16 protein-coding genes are annotated in these 15,022 nt (G+C 67.1%); 12 read left to right on the forward strand and 4 right to left on the reverse strand.

Annotation, left to right across the window (positions count from 1 at the left end):
- Positions 1 to 18 precede the first annotated feature (18 nt).
- Positions 19 to 1,062 (forward strand): DNA polymerase III subunit delta, encoded by a 1,044-nt coding sequence (holA, locus tag E3N86_RS11540; protein WP_241980905.1) that lies wholly within the window; start codon positions 19 to 21, stop codon positions 1,060 to 1,062.
- Between the two features lie 356 nt (positions 1,063 to 1,418).
- Here holA and rpsT read toward each other — a convergent pair whose 3' ends face one another.
- Both rpsT and E3N86_RS11550 read right to left on the reverse strand, forming a co-directional pair.
- Positions 1,419 to 1,682, reverse strand: coding sequence for a 30S ribosomal protein S20 (rpsT, locus tag E3N86_RS11545; protein ID WP_134375027.1), 264 nt, complete (start codon positions 1,680 to 1,682; stop codon positions 1,419 to 1,421).
- Positions 1,683 to 1,800: 118 nt separating this feature from the next.
- A complete protein-coding gene (locus E3N86_RS11550) occupies positions 1,801 to 2,547 on the reverse strand; it encodes an alpha/beta fold hydrolase (protein WP_134511975.1) in 747 nt (248 codons plus the stop codon).
- A gap of 438 nt (positions 2,548 to 2,985) precedes the next feature.
- Between E3N86_RS11550 and lepA the strand changes: the two genes are divergently transcribed.
- Genes lepA through hemW form a run of 3 tightly spaced genes read left to right on the forward strand, consistent with a single transcriptional unit; the run spans position 2,986 to position 6,716 of the window.
- On the forward strand, positions 2,986 to 4,833 hold the full coding sequence (gene lepA / locus E3N86_RS11555; RefSeq protein WP_104100001.1) for a translation elongation factor 4: 1,848 nt from the start codon (positions 2,986 to 2,988) through the stop codon (positions 4,831 to 4,833).
- Between the two features lie 4 nt (positions 4,834 to 4,837).
- Positions 4,838 to 5,485, forward strand: coding sequence for a DUF1990 family protein (locus E3N86_RS11560; protein WP_104100000.1), 648 nt, complete (start codon positions 4,838 to 4,840; stop codon positions 5,483 to 5,485).
- A gap of 4 nt (positions 5,486 to 5,489) precedes the next feature.
- The gene (gene hemW, locus E3N86_RS11565) at positions 5,490 to 6,716 is read left to right on the forward strand and encodes a radical SAM family heme chaperone HemW (RefSeq protein ID WP_134375025.1); all 1,227 of its coding nucleotides are present in this window, start codon (positions 5,490 to 5,492) and stop codon (positions 6,714 to 6,716) included.
- 2 nt (positions 6,717 to 6,718) lie between these two features.
- On the opposite strand, the gene E3N86_RS11570 is transcribed toward hemW, so the two are convergent.
- Positions 6,719 to 7,096 (reverse strand): DUF4870 domain-containing protein, encoded by a 378-nt coding sequence (locus tag E3N86_RS11570; RefSeq protein ID WP_241972999.1) that lies wholly within the window; start codon positions 7,094 to 7,096, stop codon positions 6,719 to 6,721.
- 36 nt (positions 7,097 to 7,132) lie between these two features.
- Positions 7,133 to 7,579 (reverse strand): DUF4870 domain-containing protein, encoded by a 447-nt coding sequence (locus E3N86_RS11575; RefSeq protein WP_104169704.1) that lies wholly within the window; start codon positions 7,577 to 7,579, stop codon positions 7,133 to 7,135.
- Positions 7,580 to 7,746: 167 nt separating this feature from the next.
- Here E3N86_RS11575 and hrcA point away from each other — a divergent pair, with 167 nt between their 5' ends.
- The 8 genes from hrcA (at position 7,747) to era (ending at position 14,854) form a co-directional block, all read left to right on the forward strand.
- Entirely contained in the window at positions 7,747 to 8,784 is a 1,038-nt protein-coding gene (gene hrcA / locus E3N86_RS11580) for a heat-inducible transcriptional repressor HrcA (protein WP_134375024.1), read from the forward strand.
- A gap of 66 nt (positions 8,785 to 8,850) precedes the next feature.
- A complete protein-coding gene (gene dnaJ / locus E3N86_RS11585; protein WP_104099997.1) occupies positions 8,851 to 9,969 on the forward strand; it encodes a molecular chaperone DnaJ in 1,119 nt (372 codons plus the stop codon).
- A 6-nt stretch (positions 9,970 to 9,975) separates the two neighbouring features.
- Positions 9,976 to 10,716, forward strand: coding sequence for a 16S rRNA (uracil(1498)-N(3))-methyltransferase (locus E3N86_RS11590; protein WP_134375022.1), 741 nt, complete (start codon positions 9,976 to 9,978; stop codon positions 10,714 to 10,716).
- A gap of 22 nt (positions 10,717 to 10,738) precedes the next feature.
- Complete coding sequence (locus E3N86_RS11595; RefSeq protein ID WP_104099995.1) at positions 10,739 to 11,116, forward strand: HIT domain-containing protein; 378 nt, start codon at positions 10,739 to 10,741, stop codon at positions 11,114 to 11,116.
- 49 nt (positions 11,117 to 11,165) lie between these two features.
- Positions 11,166 to 12,182 (forward strand): PhoH family protein, encoded by a 1,017-nt coding sequence (locus E3N86_RS11600; protein ID WP_104100031.1) that lies wholly within the window; start codon positions 11,166 to 11,168, stop codon positions 12,180 to 12,182.
- The gene (gene ybeY / locus E3N86_RS11605) at positions 12,179 to 12,646 is read left to right on the forward strand and encodes an rRNA maturation RNase YbeY (protein ID WP_104099994.1); all 468 of its coding nucleotides are present in this window, start codon (positions 12,179 to 12,181) and stop codon (positions 12,644 to 12,646) included. Before E3N86_RS11600 ends, ybeY begins: the two co-directional genes overlap by 4 nt.
- Positions 12,643 to 13,959 (forward strand): hemolysin family protein, encoded by a 1,317-nt coding sequence (locus tag E3N86_RS11610; RefSeq protein ID WP_134343373.1) that lies wholly within the window; start codon positions 12,643 to 12,645, stop codon positions 13,957 to 13,959. The genes ybeY and E3N86_RS11610 overlap by 4 nt, the downstream gene beginning before the upstream one ends.
- The gene (gene era, locus E3N86_RS11615; protein WP_104099992.1) at positions 13,952 to 14,854 is read left to right on the forward strand and encodes a GTPase Era; all 903 of its coding nucleotides are present in this window, start codon (positions 13,952 to 13,954) and stop codon (positions 14,852 to 14,854) included. The genes E3N86_RS11610 and era overlap by 8 nt, the downstream gene beginning before the upstream one ends.
- The last annotated feature ends 168 nt before the right edge of the window (positions 14,855 to 15,022 follow it).

Below are 15,022 nucleotides of genomic sequence, written 5' to 3' on the forward strand. Positions count from 1 at the left end.
CAATCGAAGGAACCCCGAGTGGCCGCACGCACAGCTTCATCCGGCCGGACCGCGCCCCGCGCCGTGCCGAAGTCGGCCGCCATCCCGCAGCTGGCCTGGCACCAGGTGCGGCCGGCGCCGATCATCCTGGTCTCCGGAACCGAAGTGTTCCTGGCCGAACGCGCGATCCGCCAGCTGCGGGACTTCCTCAAACTCGAAGACCCCAGCCTGGAGATCAGCGACGTGCAGGCCGACAGCTATGCGCCCGGCGAACTGCTCACCATGGCCAGCCCGTCCCTCTTCGGCGAACCGCGGCTGATCCGCGTCAGCTCCGTCGAGAAGTGCAGCGACACGTTCCTCGCGGAGGCCCTCGACTACCTGCAGAACCCGGCCGAGGACACCTACGTCGTGCTCCGGCACGGCGGCGGCGTGCGCGGCAAGAAGCTGCTCGACACCATCCGTTCGGGCGTCGGCGGCGCCATCGAGGTCGTCTGCACCGAGCTGAAGAAAGACTCCGACCGGCACGACTTCGCCTCCGCGGAATTCAAGACGGCCGGCAAGCGGGTCACTCCCAGCGCGCTGCGGTCCCTGGTCGCCGCGTTTTCCGGCGATCTGGCCGAACTCTCCGCGGCCTGCCAGCAGCTCATCGCCGATGTCGGCACCGAAGTGACCGAGACGACCGTGGACCGCTACTACGGCGGTAGGGTCGAGGCCAACGCGTTCAAGGTAGCCGATGCCGCCATCGCCGGGCATCAGGGGGAGGCGCTCGTCATCCTGCGCCACGCCCTGTCCTCCGGCGCCGACCCGGTCCCGGTGGTGGCCGCGTTCGCCATGAAGATCCGCACCATGGCGAAGCTCTGCGGGGTGCGCGGCGGCTCGGCCCAGCTTGCCTCCCAGTTCGGCCTCGCCCCCTGGCAGGTCGAGCGGGCCCAACGTGACCTGCGCAGCTGGTCCGACGAGGGTCTCGCCCGCTGCGTCGTGGCGCTGGCCGAAACGGATGCCGCAGTGAAGGGTGCCGAGCGCGACCCCGTCTTCGCTCTCGAGCGGCTCATCGGTGTGATCGCCCGCCGCGGTGGGAGCTGACCAGACCCGGCTTTCGCGCGCCTCCTTACCCTCGACGGTGAGCTCCGCGCCAGGGAGGGGTCGCTCACCGTGGTGCGCGCCGACTGATGTCCGAACTGAGAGGTGTGGGCCTGGGCGGACTCGGCGCGCACGACACGATCAGCGCGGCGAGCGGCAGAGAGGCGACGGCTGCCAGGACCGCCGTCAGGGCGATGCTGCTGCGCCTGACCGGGCCTGGCCGTGATGAATTTCAGGTGACCGGTCCCCGACGGTTCGAGCCTCTGCCCGGACACACGAAAGCCCCCACCGAGATGGCAGGGGCTGTTGTGTATGCCGGTCAGGGCCGGTGAACGATCCTGATCCCGGTCAGGCGCAGACTAGACGAGGGCGTTGACCGACTTGGCGATCGCGGACTTCTTGTTCGCGGCCTGGTTCTGGTGGATGACGCCCTTGCTGACGGCCTTGTCGAGCTTTTTCGAAGCAACGGCGAGGCTGGCAACAGCCTTGTCCTTGTCGCCCGCGGCGATCGCCAGGCGCGTCGCGCGGACAGCGCGCTTGAACTCGCTCTTGACCGACTTGTTGCGCTCCTGGGCCTTTTTGTTGGTGCCGATACGCTTGATCTGCGACTTGATGTTTGCCACGTTTATACGCTTTCGTTAGATTCTTTTTCGGATGGGCCGCTTGGCGGTAGAGGGCGCCGTACGGCAATTATCGTGTGGGGTGGGACCCGACACGCAAGCCAACAGGCAACGATACCAGCTATTCGTTCAGGTCGACAATCGGCCCGGGCCAGTCGATCGCAACCTCCGTGAGGATGCCGCTCAGCACCGCGGCGAAGCGTTCCGGTTGGGCCAGGCTGACGAGGTGCGACGCCCGGGGGACGATCACGAGGCGCCCGTCCTGGCAGGCGGCGAGGAAGCGGCGCTCATGCAGCCGGAACTGATCCAGAGAACCGTTGACCAGCCACACCGGGCCGGGATAGCGAGCCAGGCTGTCCAGCGGGCGGAGGCTGCCGGTGGCGCCGAGCCCGGCATCCATCACCGTCAGCGGCACACCGCCGGCGAGCGTGTCGGCGGCCCCTGCCGATGGAAGGAGCACCCGCACGAGTGTGGTGTGGAGCCACAATCCCTGGTCGGGCAGTCGGCGGATCAGCCGGGCCAGGCCCCGGTAGGCGTCCAGCAGCCAGCCGGCCGGGAGCGCGCAGCTTCCCGCGGCGACCAGCCCGGCCACCGTCTGCGGGTGGCGCGCGGCGTACTCGATGGCGTAGTAGCCGCCGAGGGAGAGGCCGACCAGCAGCACCCGGCCGCCCAGAGCAGCGACGCCCTCGTCGATGGCGGCCAGGGCGCCCGCCACGGTGAACGTTTCGTCCATGCGGGCGCCGTGCCCCGGCAGATCGATCGCGAGTGCCGGATGCCCGGCCTCGCCCAGCATGGACAGCTGTCGTCGCCACATGGTGCCCGACGTGCGGATCCCGTGCACGAAAAGAACCGGGACGGCGGGTGTCATTCATTCCTCCTGGTGAGCAGCCGCACGAGAGGGTGACGGCGATACCGATGATAGACATCAGGGAGTAGCCGCACCAGATCAGCAGTGACAGCACCCGGTTCGCGTCAATCACTTCTGGCTCTTCCGTGGGTGAGTGCTCGGCCGGGCGCTGCGTCTGTGGCCAACTCAGGACATCCGTCGCACGGGTGGCCGGGCCACCGCGGACCAGTGCGGAACCGGTGCGGATGTCCGGCCTCGCCCGGTCGGATCTCCTGAATTGGCCACACTACCCGCCGAAGAGCCACGGCAGTGGTTCACGGCAGTGGTTCGCTGCGAGCCGCCGGGCGCGGCCGTTCCCGCGCGCAAGCCTGGAACGATGCGCTCCCGCGCGCAAGCCTGGAACGATGCGCGGCAACGGCGAAACCGGGACCCAGCCACCTATGGGAGAATTGTCAGACCATGTCACCGAGACCCCTCACGGCGCTTGAACCGGCCGCCACCCCGCCCGAGTTCATCCGCAATTTCTGCATCATCGCCCACATCGACCACGGCAAGTCCACGTTGGCCGACCGGATGCTGCAGATCACCGGCGTCGTCGATGACCGTTCGATGCGCGCCCAATACCTTGACCGGATGGACATCGAGCGCGAGCGCGGCATCACCATCAAAAGCCAGGCCGTTCGTATGCCGTGGGAACTCGACGGGCAGACCTACGCCCTGAACATGATCGACACCCCCGGCCACGTGGACTTCACCTACGAGGTGTCTCGCAGCCTGGCCGCGTGCGAGGGAGCAATCCTCCTCGTCGACGCCGCCCAGGGGATCGAGGCGCAGACCCTCGCCAACCTCTACCTGGCGCTGGAGAACGACCTCACCATCATCCCGGTGCTGAACAAGATCGACCTGCCGGCTGCCGACCCCGACAAGTACGCGAAGGAGCTCGCCAGCCTGATCGGTGGCAGTCCCGACGACGTGCTCCGGGTTTCCGGCAAGACCGGTGTCGGTGTCGCCGAACTCCTCGACCGCGCCACCCGCCTCATCCCGGCTCCGGTCGGCGACCCGGCCGCCCCGGCCCGCGCGATGATCTTCGACTCGGTCTACGACAGCTACCGTGGCGTCGTCACCTATGTGCGCATGATCGACGGCAAGCTGGGCCCGCGCGAGAAGATCCAGATGATGTCGACCCGTGCCACGCACGAGATCCTCGAGATCGGCGTCACCTCGCCCGAGCCCACCACCAGCAAGGGCCTCGGCGTCGGCGAGGTCGGCTACCTGATCACGGGCGTGAAGGATGTGCGCCAGTCGAAGGTCGGCGACACGGTGACCACCGCGCTCCGCCCCGCCACCGTCGCCCTTCCGGGCTACACCGAGCCGAAGCCCATGGTCTTCTCGGGCCTCTACCCGATCGACGGCAGCGACTACCCGGCCCTCCGGGAGGCCCTCGACAAGCTCAAGCTCTCCGACGCGTCCCTCGTGTACGAGCCCGAGACATCCGTCGCCCTCGGTTTCGGTTTCCGCTGTGGTTTCCTCGGGCTGCTGCACCTGGAAATCATCACCGAGCGGCTCGACCGAGAGTTCGGCCTCGACCTGATCACCACGGCGCCCAGCGTGATCTACGAGGTCACCACCGACGACAAGAAGTCTGTCACGGTCACCAACCCGAGCGAGTTCCCGAACGGGAAGATCGCCAAGGTCGAGGAGCCGATCGTGAAGGCGGCCATCCTCGCACCCAAGGACTACGTCGGCGTGATCATGGAACTCTGCCAGAGCCGCCGCGGCACCCTGCTCGGCATGGACTACCTCGGCGAGGACCGGGTCGAGATCCGCTACACGATGCCGCTCGGTGAGATCGTGTTCGACTTCTTCGACAATCTCAAGAGCCGCACCGCCGGCTACGGCTCGCTCGACTACGAACCCATCGGCTCTCAGGAGGCCGACCTGGTCAAGGTCGACATCCTGCTGCAGGGCGAACAGGTCGACGCGTTCAGCGCGATTGTGCACCGCGACAAGGCCTACGACTACGGCGTGCTGATGACGGGAAGGCTGCGCAAGCTCATCCCGCGCCAGCAGTTCGACGTGCCCATCCAGGCCGCGATCGGCGCCCGCATCATCGCCCGCGAGTCCATCAGTGCCATCCGCAAGGATGTTCTCGCCAAGTGCTACGGCGGCGACATCTCCCGCAAGCGCAAGCTGCTGGAGAAGCAGAAGGAGGGCAAGAAGCGCATGAAGATGGTCGGCCGGGTCGAGGTTCCCCAGGAGGCGTTCATCGCCGCCCTGTCCGGTGACGAGCCCCCGAAGAAGAAGTAGACGGATGCGCCGCGCCACCTTCACCGATACCGCCGTCACCTACGCGTCCATCGGCGGCACCCTCGCCCCTGACCTGCTCCGGTTCCCACCCAAGGGCTACCGGCCCCTCGAGCGCACCGTGCGCCTTGGCAGCGGTGAGGAGCGCTTCCAGCTGGCCTCGAAGTCGCTGATGACCTGGGGCGTGCAGCGGGGGAGCGGAATGACCGTCACCGACCTGCTGGACGGCACCGGCCAGCAGTACACGGGACTCGTCTTCGACGCCGACGGCCAGGCCGCCCGCGACCAGAAGCCCGAGCCGGACGAGGCCGTCTTCGCCGAGGACGGCACGCCCTACATCGTCAACGGCATGTCCGCGCACCTCACGAGCAAGTTAGGCCCCTTCACCATCGACGCCCCCGTGCGCGTGGTCTACGTGATCGATGAACCCGACCGCCTCGGCTTCGCATACGGCACCATGGCCGGGCACCCGGCCAGCGGCGAGGAATCGTTCATCGTCGACAGACGCGAGGACGACTCGGTCTGGCTGACCATCCGCGCCTTCTCCCGCCCCGGCAACTGGTTCTACCGGCTGGGCTGGCCGTTCGTGCGGCGGCAACAGGCCAAAATCACCGCTCGGTACCTACGCGCGCTGCATCCGATCGGCGCGGTCTAACCGCATGGGCAGTGCCCTTCCCCTCGGCGACTCCGCACCCAGCGACGGACTGCTGCCGGCCTCGGCCGCCGTGGGAGCAGCCCAGCGCGATTTCGGCGTCTACCTGCACGTGCCGTTCTGCCGGGTCCGCTGCGGCTACTGCGACTTCAACACCTATACCGCCACCGAGTTGCGGGGCGCAAGCCAGCATGACTATGCCGGCCAGGCGATCACCGAGGTCCAGTCGGCTGGCCGGATCCTGACTCAGTCGGGCGTGCCGGCCCGCCAGGCGGCGACCGTCTTCTTCGGCGGCGGCACCCCCACCCTGCTCCCGGCCGACGACCTGGTGCGGATGCTGGAGGCCGTGCGCTCCACCTGGGGGATCGCACCCGGCGCCGAGGTGACCACCGAGGCGAACCCCGACTCCGTCGACGCCGCCTACCTCGGCCGCCTCGCCGACTCCGGCTTCACCCGGGTGTCCTTCGGCATGCAGTCCGCGGTACCGAGCGTGCTGGCCACCCTCGAGCGCACCCACGACCCCGAGCGGGTGCCGCTTGTGGTGCAGTGGGCGCGCGAGGCCGGCCTCGACGTGTCCCTCGACCTGATCTACGGCACACCGGGGGAGACCCTCGTCGATTGGCGCACCAGCCTCGAGCACGCCATCCGGCAGGCTCCCACCCACGTCAGCGCCTACTCGCTTATCGTCGAGGAGGGCACCAAGCTGGCCCGCCAGATCAAGCGCGGCGAACTGGCCCCTGTCGATGACGACGTTCAGGCCGAGTTCTATGAGCTGGCCGACGACCTACTGTCCTCGGCAGGCTACGGCTGGTATGAGGTCAGCAACTGGGCGACGGATGACGCGCACCGCTCGCGCCACAACCTCGCCTACTGGCGCAGCCAGGACTGGTGGGGTGTGGGGCCCGGAGCCCACAGCCACATCGGTGGGGTGCGCTGGTGGAACGTCAAGCATCCGTCGGCCTACGGCGATCGGATTCGCGCCGGCGACTCACCGGCTGCCGGGCGGGAGACCCTCGATGCGGCCACTCAGGAGGTGGAGCGGGTGCTCTTGCTCACCCGAATCCGCGAGGGTATCCCCATCGACTCGCTCAGCCCGCTCAGGCGCCACGAGGTGGCGGGACTCATCGCCGACGAACTCATCGACGCGAAAGCAGCCCTCTTCGGTTCGATCGAACTGACCCTCAGAGGACGCCTCCTGGCGGATGCCGTCGTGCGCCGCCTGCTCGCCGACTGAACTCAGTTCACGAACTTGATCGACAGCGGATACGTGTAGTACTCGCCCCGGTTTGCGGCCAAGGCGGCCATGATGCCGAACACGACCATCAGAACGGAGGCAGCCAGGAGAACGAGGTAGCCGACGAGGATGATCGTCAGGACGCCGCCGACCGCGTAGGCGATCAGGAGCGTGAGCTGGAAGTTCAGTGCGGTCGCGGTGTGTGCCCGGATGAACGGGCCGCGGTCCTTGAGCACGATGTAGCCGATCAGGGCCGGCACGAAATAGAACAGAATGCCGCCGACGTGCACGAGGGTGGCCCACAGTTTTTCGTCGGCCGGGTTCATCGGGGTGGGAGCCTGGTTCGGGTTGGCGGGCGGTGGTGGGGTGGAATTGGTCATTGGTGCTCCTTCTGAAGAAAAACCGAGTGCGCCGGGCTACTTGATCAGGCGCAGGGCGAACGGGTACCGGTAGTGGTTGCCGTCCTTCGCCTGGAGGTAGCCGAGCACCGAGAAGACAACACCGAGGATGTACAGCACCCAGGCGAGACCGCCGATGACGCCGCCGATGCCGAATGTGAGGAAGCCGATAACCGTCGCAAAAAAGTTGATCGCGAAGTAGCCGATCAGAAGCGTGATCTGAAAGTTGAGCGCTTCCTTCGCCTCGACGCTGGTCAGAGGTCCGCGGTCTTTGAAGAGCAGCCACAGCACCAGGGACGGCACGAACATGAGGATCCCGCCCAGATGTGCGAGGGACGCCCATTGGCGGTCATCCGCCTCCGTCAGGGGTGCCGACGGTCCCGGGGCGGCAGGCTGGTAGGGCGGTTGCGGCGGCCGTTGGCCCTGGTACGGATCATCGGGTCCGGGACCAGTGAAATTACTCATGATCATGCCTTTCAGTGCACCGGGGAAGAGGTGCTACATGCCTAAGTTACTGCGCCCCAACATTGGGGAGCAATGGGTAAGCCCAGCCGGTCGCGGTATGATTGGCAGTCACATACCGCGAGTGCCAATCGATGCTGCACTCGCGACGCTGGGAGGAGGCGAGCGCCATGGTGTCCGATCGCAGTCTCGAAGTCCTGCGTGTGATCGTTCAGGACTATGTAGCCTCCCGCGAACCCGTCGGTTCCAAATCTATCGTCGACCGGCATTCCTTCGGGGTCTCGGCGGCCACGATCCGCAACGACATGGCCCTGCTCGAAGAGGAAGAGTTGATCGCGGCTCCGCACACCTCGTCGGGCCGCATCCCCACCGATAAGGGCTACCGCCTGTTCGTCGACCATCTCGCCGATCTGCGCCCGCTCTCGGCGGCGCAGCGCCAAGCCATCGAGACGTTCCTCGGTCAGTCGGCCGACCTTGACGAGGTGCTGGCCCGCAGCGTGCGGCTGCTCTCGCAGCTCACCCATCAGGTCGCCCTGGTGCAGTATCCGTCGCTGTCCCGCGCGAAGGTGCGCCACATCGAACTGGTGCCCCTGTCCGAGACTCGCCTCCTGTCGGTTCTGATCACGGATGCCGGACGGGTCGAGCAACGCGTCGTCGACCTGCCCCGGCCTCTGGCTGAACCCGTTCTGATCGAACTGCGCACCCGGCTGAATTCTGCCCTGGTCGGGCTCGGCATGAGCGAGGCCGCCAGCACCCTTACCGGCAGCTCTCTCACCGCCGGCTCCGGCCTCGGCCCGCTCGAGCAGCAGGAGGCGGTGGATCTGATCACCGGCACCCTGCGGGACCAGGTCGGCGCGAACAGGCAGGACCGGCTCGTGATGGCCGGCGCCGCCAACCTCGTGCGCACCGAGGAAGACTTCACCGGCAGCATTTTCCCGGTGCTCGAGGCCATCGAGGAACAGGTCGTGCTTCTGCGGCTGTTCGGCGAGATGGCCTCTGACCAGCACGGCGTGTCCGTCAGTATCGGCCGGGAGAATGCCCCGTTCGGTCTGGCCGAGACATCCGTGCTCACCAGCGGCTACTCCTCGCAGGGCGGCAACCTGGCGCGCCTCGGCGTACTCGGCCCCACTCGGATGGACTACTCGAACAACATGGCGGCCGTCCGTGCGGTCGCCCGCTACCTTTCACGCCTTCTCGGCGAGAATTGACCAGTTCCCCTCGGCCGAGAAGCCGGCGGAACACCACATTTCAGAACAGACCTAGGAGAGCCAGCTTTGGCTGACCATTACGAAGTACTCGGCGTTGCCCGCGACGCCTCGACCGACGAGATCAAGAAGGCCTACCGCAGGCTGGCCCGGCAGCTGCACCCCGACGTGAACCCGGGCGCGGATGCATCCGAGCGCTTCAAATCCGTCACGCACGCCTACGACGTGCTCAGCGACGTCAAGCAACGCGACAACTACGACCGTGGCGGCAACGGCCGCTCGGGCGGCGGCGGAGGCGCCGGTTTCGACGGCAACTTCGGCAACTTCGGCGACATTTTCGAGACCTTCTTCGGCGGCGGGGGATCCAGCCGCGGGCCTCGGTCGCGCCGTGAGCGCGGCCAGGATGCCCTGATCCGGGTCGACCTCGACCTCGATGAGATCATCTTCGGCACGCACCGGGAGCTCGAGGTCGACACGGCCATCATGTGCGCGACCTGCAGCGGCACGTGCTGCCAGCCGGGCACCGCGCCCGTCACCTGCGACATCTGCCACGGCACCGGCACCATCCAGCGCGCCGTGCGGTCGCTGCTCGGCAATGTCATGACGAGCAGCCCCTGCGGTTCCTGCCGCGGCTACGGCACGATCATCGCCACTCCCTGCGTCACCTGCCAGGGCCAGGGCCGCGTGCGAGCGCGTCGCACGGTCCCCGTCGACATCCCGGCGGGGGTCGACACGGGCCTGCGCCTGCAGATGCCCGGCAGCGGCGAGGCTGGTCCGGCCGGCGGTCCCAACGGCGACCTCTACCTTGAGATGAAGGTGCGCCACCACGACGTGTTCAGCCGTGACGGCGACGACCTGCTCTGCACCCTCGAGGTGCCGATGACGGATGCCATCCTCGGCAGATCCGCGACCGTCAAGGCGCTCGATGGCGACATCGAGGTCGAGCTCAGGCCGGGCACGCAGAGCGCCGAGATCATCACGGTCAAGGACCGCGGCGTAACCCGTCTGCGCGGGAACGGACGCGGCGACCTGAAGGTCGGCGTGCACGTGGTCACACCGACCCGTCTCGACCACAAGGAGCGGGAGCTGATCGAGGCCTTTGCGGCCCGCCACAAGGCGCCGGTTCCTGCCCTCAGCGCCTTTCAGCAGGGACTTTTCGCCAAGCTGCGCGATCGGTTTCGCGGCTAGGCGTCGATGGCACACTTCTTCATCGATGAGGCGCTCCACGCCGCCGATTGCGTGCCGGGGGCGGTCGTCGGCATCGGTGGCGCCGAGGCCCGGCACGCGGTCACCGTCAGCCGGGTGCGCCCGGGCGAGCGCCTGCAGATCGGGAACGGGGCCGGGCTCATGCTCGCCGCCACCGTCGTTGACGCAGATGCGCGGCTGCTGACCCTGCGCGTCGAGACGGTGACCGTGACCGCGCTGCTGACGCCGCGCATCCGTCTGGTCCAGGCTCTCGCCAAGGGAGACCGGGACGAACTGGCTGTGCAGGCGGCCACGGAGCTCGGCATCGACGGGGTGATCCCGTGGGCCGCATCCCGCTCCGTGACGCGCTGGGAGGGAGCCAAAATCAAGAAGGGCCGGGATCGCTGGTCCAGCATCGTGCGCGAGGCCTCGAAACAGTCGATTCGCGCGTGGCTGCCCACGGTCGGGGAACCGGCGAGCACCAAAATGCTGGCCGAGCTGGCCGGCACTACCCGGATGCTGCTGCTGGAGCCCACCGCGAGCGAACGGTTGACCTCGCAGGCGGCGCCGACCGACGACCGGGATATCCTGCTCGTCGTCGGACCCGAGGGCGGCATCTCCCCGGCCGAGCTGACCCTGCTCGAGCAGGCAGGCGCCACCCGGGTGCGCCTGGGCGACAATGTGCTGCGCACCTCCACCGCCGGCCCGGCCGCCCTCTCCATCCTGAACGTGACGCTCGGCCGCTGGTAGCGCGTGAGCTTAAGATAGAGATATGTCTTCCACCGGCCAAGAACCGTCCATCTTCACTCGCATCGCCGCGCGCGAGGTTCCGGCGACCATCGTCGCCGAAACCGAACGGATCATCGCCTTCACCGACATCGCCCCGCAGGCGCCCGTGCATGTCGTCATCACGCCGAAAACATCCGAGTACAGCAACGTGGTCGAGCTCGCGGCCGGAGACCCCGGGCTGCTGACCGAACTCATCGAGGTGGCGGATGCTGTGGCGGCCCGGCTGTCCAACGGCCAGTTTCGGCTCGTGTTCAATACCGGCGCCAGCGTCGGGCAGACCGTTTTCCACGTCCACGCTCACCTGCTCGCTCCGCAGGCCGCCGGCGGAACCCTCGGGGAGGGAACGCTTGGTTTCCGGTGAGCCCGGGCCGGGCCAGGCCGAGGTACACATCACGGTCGACGGCATTGCCATGGTGCGCCTGCTCGGCGCCGACGACCGTCTGCTCGCCGCCGTCGAGAAGGAACACCCCGGCGTCAGCGTGCACGTGCGCGGCAACGAGGTCACCCTGATCGGTGAGACCGAGCACGTCGAGGCGGCGCGTCGCCTGATCGAGGAGCTCCTGCTCATGGTGCGCGGCGGGCGTGACCTCGCCGAGTCCGAGGTGAGCACCTCCTCACGGATGCTCGACACGGACAGCTCCACGAGCCCTTCCGAACGTCTGGGCCCGGCCATCCTCAGCTCCCGCGGCAAGAGCATCCGCCCCAAGACCATCGGGCAGAAGGAATACGTGGACGCCATCGACACCGACACCATCGTGTTCGGGATCGGGCCGGCCGGAACCGGCAAGACCTACCTGGCAATGGCCAAGGCCGTGCAGGCGCTGCAGCGCAAGGAGGTCGAACGGATCATCCTCACCCGCCCGGCCGTCGAGGCCGGGGAACGACTCGGCTTCCTGCCGGGCAGCCTCACCGAGAAGATCGACCCGTACCTGCGCCCCCTGTACGACGCCCTGAACGAGATGATGGACCCGGAACTCGTGCCCAAACTGCTCGCAGCCGGAACCATCGAGGTGGCCCCGCTCGCCTATATGCGCGGCCGCACGCTCAACTCCTCCTTTGTCGTGCTCGATGAGGCGCAGAACACCACTGCCGAACAGATGAAGATGTTCCTCACCCGGTTGGGGTTCGGCTCGAAAATGGTCGTGACCGGGGACATCACTCAGATTGACCTTCCGGCGGGCTCGAGCGGGCTGCGCTTGGTGAGCCGGGTGCTCGACGGGGTCGACGACATCCGTTTCGTGCGTCTGAGCAGTGCCGACGTCGTGCGGCACTCCCTGGTCGGCCGGATCGTCGACGCCTGGACCGCATACGACGCGCAGAAGCAGGCCGAGCGCTACGAAAGCGATCAGGCGCGGGAATTCGCAGGTCGCGGACCCGGCCGCCCCAACACTCCCCGCGACCGCCTTCCGAAACGGAGATCCTCTTGAGCATCGAAATCAACAACGAATCGACTATCCCGGTCGATGAGGCCGCCATCCTGCGTCTGGCCGCCTACGCTCTGGACTCCATGCACGTGCACTCTGACGCCGAACTGGCGATCGTCCTCGTCGACGAGGGTGCGATGGAGCAGCTGCACGTGCAATGGATGGATGAGCCGGGCCCCACCGACGTGCTCAGCTTCCCGATGGACGAATTGCGCCCGGGCACCGAAGACGCCGAGACCCCGCCGGGGCTGCTCGGCGATATCGTGCTCTGCCCGCAGGTGGCCCAGGGCCAGGCCGAGACAGCCGGGCACAGCGCCCTCGAGGAACTCCTGCTGCTCACCACGCACGGCGTGCTGCACCTGCTCGGATTTGACCACGTGGAACCCGCCGAGGAGAAGGAAATGTTCGGCATCCAGCGAGACATCCTGATCGGCTTCGCCCTGCAGGAACGCCTCCGCGACCGATGATCGGGTGGTTTCTCACGGCGGCCATCCTGTTGGTCGCCTTCGGCGGCCTGATGGCCGCGGTGGACTCCGCCGTCACGAGCCAATCCCGGGCCGACATTCTTGACCTGGCCGAGAAGTCCCGTGCCAAGCGCTCCCTGACGGCGATCGCCGCCGACACCGGGGCGCACCTGAACACGATCAGTTTTGTACGGATCATCGCCGAGACCACGGCGGCCGTGCTGGTGACCCTCGTCTTCGCGACCACGATCGAGGAGCTGTGGCTGGCACTGCTACTGTCCTCCCTGCTGATGACCGCGGTCTCCTTCGTGCTCGTCGGCGCCAGCCCGCGCAGCGTGGGCCGTGCCCACCCCGTGGAGTTGCTCTCCGCGACCGCCCCGCTGGTGCACTTCCTCCGGGTGCTCCTCGGCCCCATCGCCAACGCGCTTGTCGCCCTCGGCAACCGGGTCACCCCCGGGCGCACCCGGCTGGCCACGTTCACGTCGGAGGTCCAGCTGCTCAGCATGGTCGACGAGGCCACCGAGCTCGACGTCCTCGAGGAGGACGACCGGGAACTGATCCACTCGATCTTCGAGTTCAACGAGACCGTCGTGCGCGAGGTGATGATTCCGCGCACCGACATGGTCACCATCGAAGCGGACTCATCGATCGGCGCGGCGATGGGCCTGTTCCTGAGTAAGGGCTTCTCCCGGGTGCCGGTCATCGACGGCGAAGTGGATGACGTCACGGGCATCCTGTACCTGCGCGATGTGGCCCGGCTCGTCTACGAGCGGCCGCCGAACGCGGAGAGCCTCACGGTGCGGGAGCTCGAGCGACCGGCCGTCTTCGTGCCCGAGTCGAAGAAAGCCGACGCGCTGCTCCGCCAGATGCAGCTCGAGTCAAACCACCTCGCGATGGTGGTCGACGAGTATGGTGGCATCGCCGGACTGGTCACCCTTGAAGACCTGATCGAGGAACTCGTGGGAGACATCTCCGACGAGTACGACCGCGACGTTGTGGAGGTCGAGGTACTCGGCGACGGTCGCTTCCGGGTGAGCGCGCGGCTTCCGGTCGACGAGCTCGGTGAACTGTTCGACCTGGAACTGGACGACGACGAGGTGGATTCGGTGGGTGGCCTGCTGGCCAAGGCCCTCGGGCGCTTGCCGGTGGCGGGCTCGGTCGCCAGGGCGAGCGGGTTGGTCCTCACCGCCGAACGCACCGAAGGCCGCCGCAAACGAATCAGCACCGTGCTGGTTGAACGAGACCAAGCGCTGATAGACGCGCAGAACGCATTCCTCGGAGTGTCGGACGATGAGAGAGTGAACGGTCATGACTGAAGTAGAAGGATTCCGAGCGGGGTTCGTGTCGTTCGTGGGACGCCCCAACGTGGGCAAATCCACGCTGACGAACGCGCTGGTCGGGGAGAAGGTCGCGATCACGTCGTCGAAGCCGCAGACCACCCGGCGCGCCATCCGCGGCATCGTGCACCAGAAGAACGGTCAGCTGATTCTGGTCGACACCCCGGGTATCCACAAGCCGCGCACCCTGCTGGGCGAACGACTGAACAGCCTCGTGCAGTCGACGCTGTCCGGCGTGGACGTGGTAGGCCTCTGCATTCCGGCCAACGAGCCGATCGGCCCGGGCGACCGGTTCATCAACGAGCAGCTGGACAACTTTCCGCGGGCCCGCAAGGTGGCCATCGTGACCAAGATCGACATGTCCTCCAAAACCAGTGTCGCCAACCAGCTCCTCGCCGTGTCACAGCTGCGTGACTGGGAGGCGATCGTGCCGATCTCGGCGACCAGCCGCATCCAGCTTGATATCCTCAGCGCAGAGCTGCTGCGCCTGCTGCCCTTGTCGGATGCCCCGCTCTACCCGGCCGACGCGGTCACCGACGAGAGCCTCGAGTCTCGCATCTCGGAGTACATCCGGGAGGCGGCGCTCGAGGGCGTCACCGACGAGCTGCCGCACTCGATCGCCGTGACGATTGACGACATCATCGAACGCGACGACCAGGAACTGGTCGAGATCTACGCGAACCTGTTCGTCGAGCGCGACAGCCAGAAGGGCATCATCATCGGCAAATCCGGCAGCCGGTTGAAGGATGTTGGTGTGCGCGCCCGCAAACAGATCGAACCGCTGGTGGGAAAGCGGGTCTTCCTCTCGCTCCGGGTCAAGGTCGCCAAGGAGTGGCAGCGCGATCCGAAACAGCTGGGCCGCCTCGGTTTCTAGCCGGCACTCCGCCTGCACCCCGAACCGCCAGCACCCCGAACGAATTCGACGGAGATTTTGGCTCTCCTGCTTCATCTGTGGGTGTCGCGGAGCGCCTTAACGGCCGCACGCCGCTTCCTGTCTAGGTTTCTGACTGTCTAGGAACAGAAACTCAAGGGGCAGGAATAC

The organism is Cryobacterium sp. Hz7, assembly GCF_004402815.1.
In the GTDB taxonomy this organism is placed as follows: domain Bacteria; phylum Actinomycetota; class Actinomycetes; order Actinomycetales; family Microbacteriaceae; genus Cryobacterium; species Cryobacterium sandaracinum.

Coding starts and splice junctions, on each gene's coding strand:
- E3N86_RS11550 (WP_134511975.1), bottom strand. CDS start 2,547: ATGACACCCGCCGTCCCGGTTCTTTTCGTGCACGGGATCCGCACGTCG.
- lepA (WP_104100001.1), top strand. CDS start 2,986: ATGTCACCGAGACCCCTCACGGCGCTTGAACCGGCCGCCACCCCGCCC.
- E3N86_RS11560 (WP_104100000.1), top strand. CDS start 4,838: ATGCGCCGCGCCACCTTCACCGATACCGCCGTCACCTACGCGTCCATC.
- hemW (WP_134375025.1), top strand. CDS start 5,490: ATGGGCAGTGCCCTTCCCCTCGGCGACTCCGCACCCAGCGACGGACTG.
- E3N86_RS11570 (WP_241972999.1), bottom strand. CDS start 7,096: ATGACCAATTCCACCCCACCACCGCCCGCCAACCCGAACCAGGCTCCC.
- E3N86_RS11575 (WP_104169704.1), bottom strand. CDS start 7,579: ATGAGTAATTTCACTGGTCCCGGACCCGATGATCCGTACCAGGGCCAA.
- hrcA (WP_134375024.1), top strand. CDS start 7,747: ATGGTGTCCGATCGCAGTCTCGAAGTCCTGCGTGTGATCGTTCAGGAC.
- E3N86_RS11590 (WP_134375022.1), top strand. CDS start 9,976: ATGGCACACTTCTTCATCGATGAGGCGCTCCACGCCGCCGATTGCGTG.
- E3N86_RS11595 (WP_104099995.1), top strand. CDS start 10,739: ATGTCTTCCACCGGCCAAGAACCGTCCATCTTCACTCGCATCGCCGCG.
- E3N86_RS11600 (WP_104100031.1), top strand. CDS start 11,166: ATGGTGCGCCTGCTCGGCGCCGACGACCGTCTGCTCGCCGCCGTCGAG.
- E3N86_RS11610 (WP_134343373.1), top strand. CDS start 12,643: ATGATCGGGTGGTTTCTCACGGCGGCCATCCTGTTGGTCGCCTTCGGC.
- era (WP_104099992.1), top strand. CDS start 13,952: ATGACTGAAGTAGAAGGATTCCGAGCGGGGTTCGTGTCGTTCGTGGGA.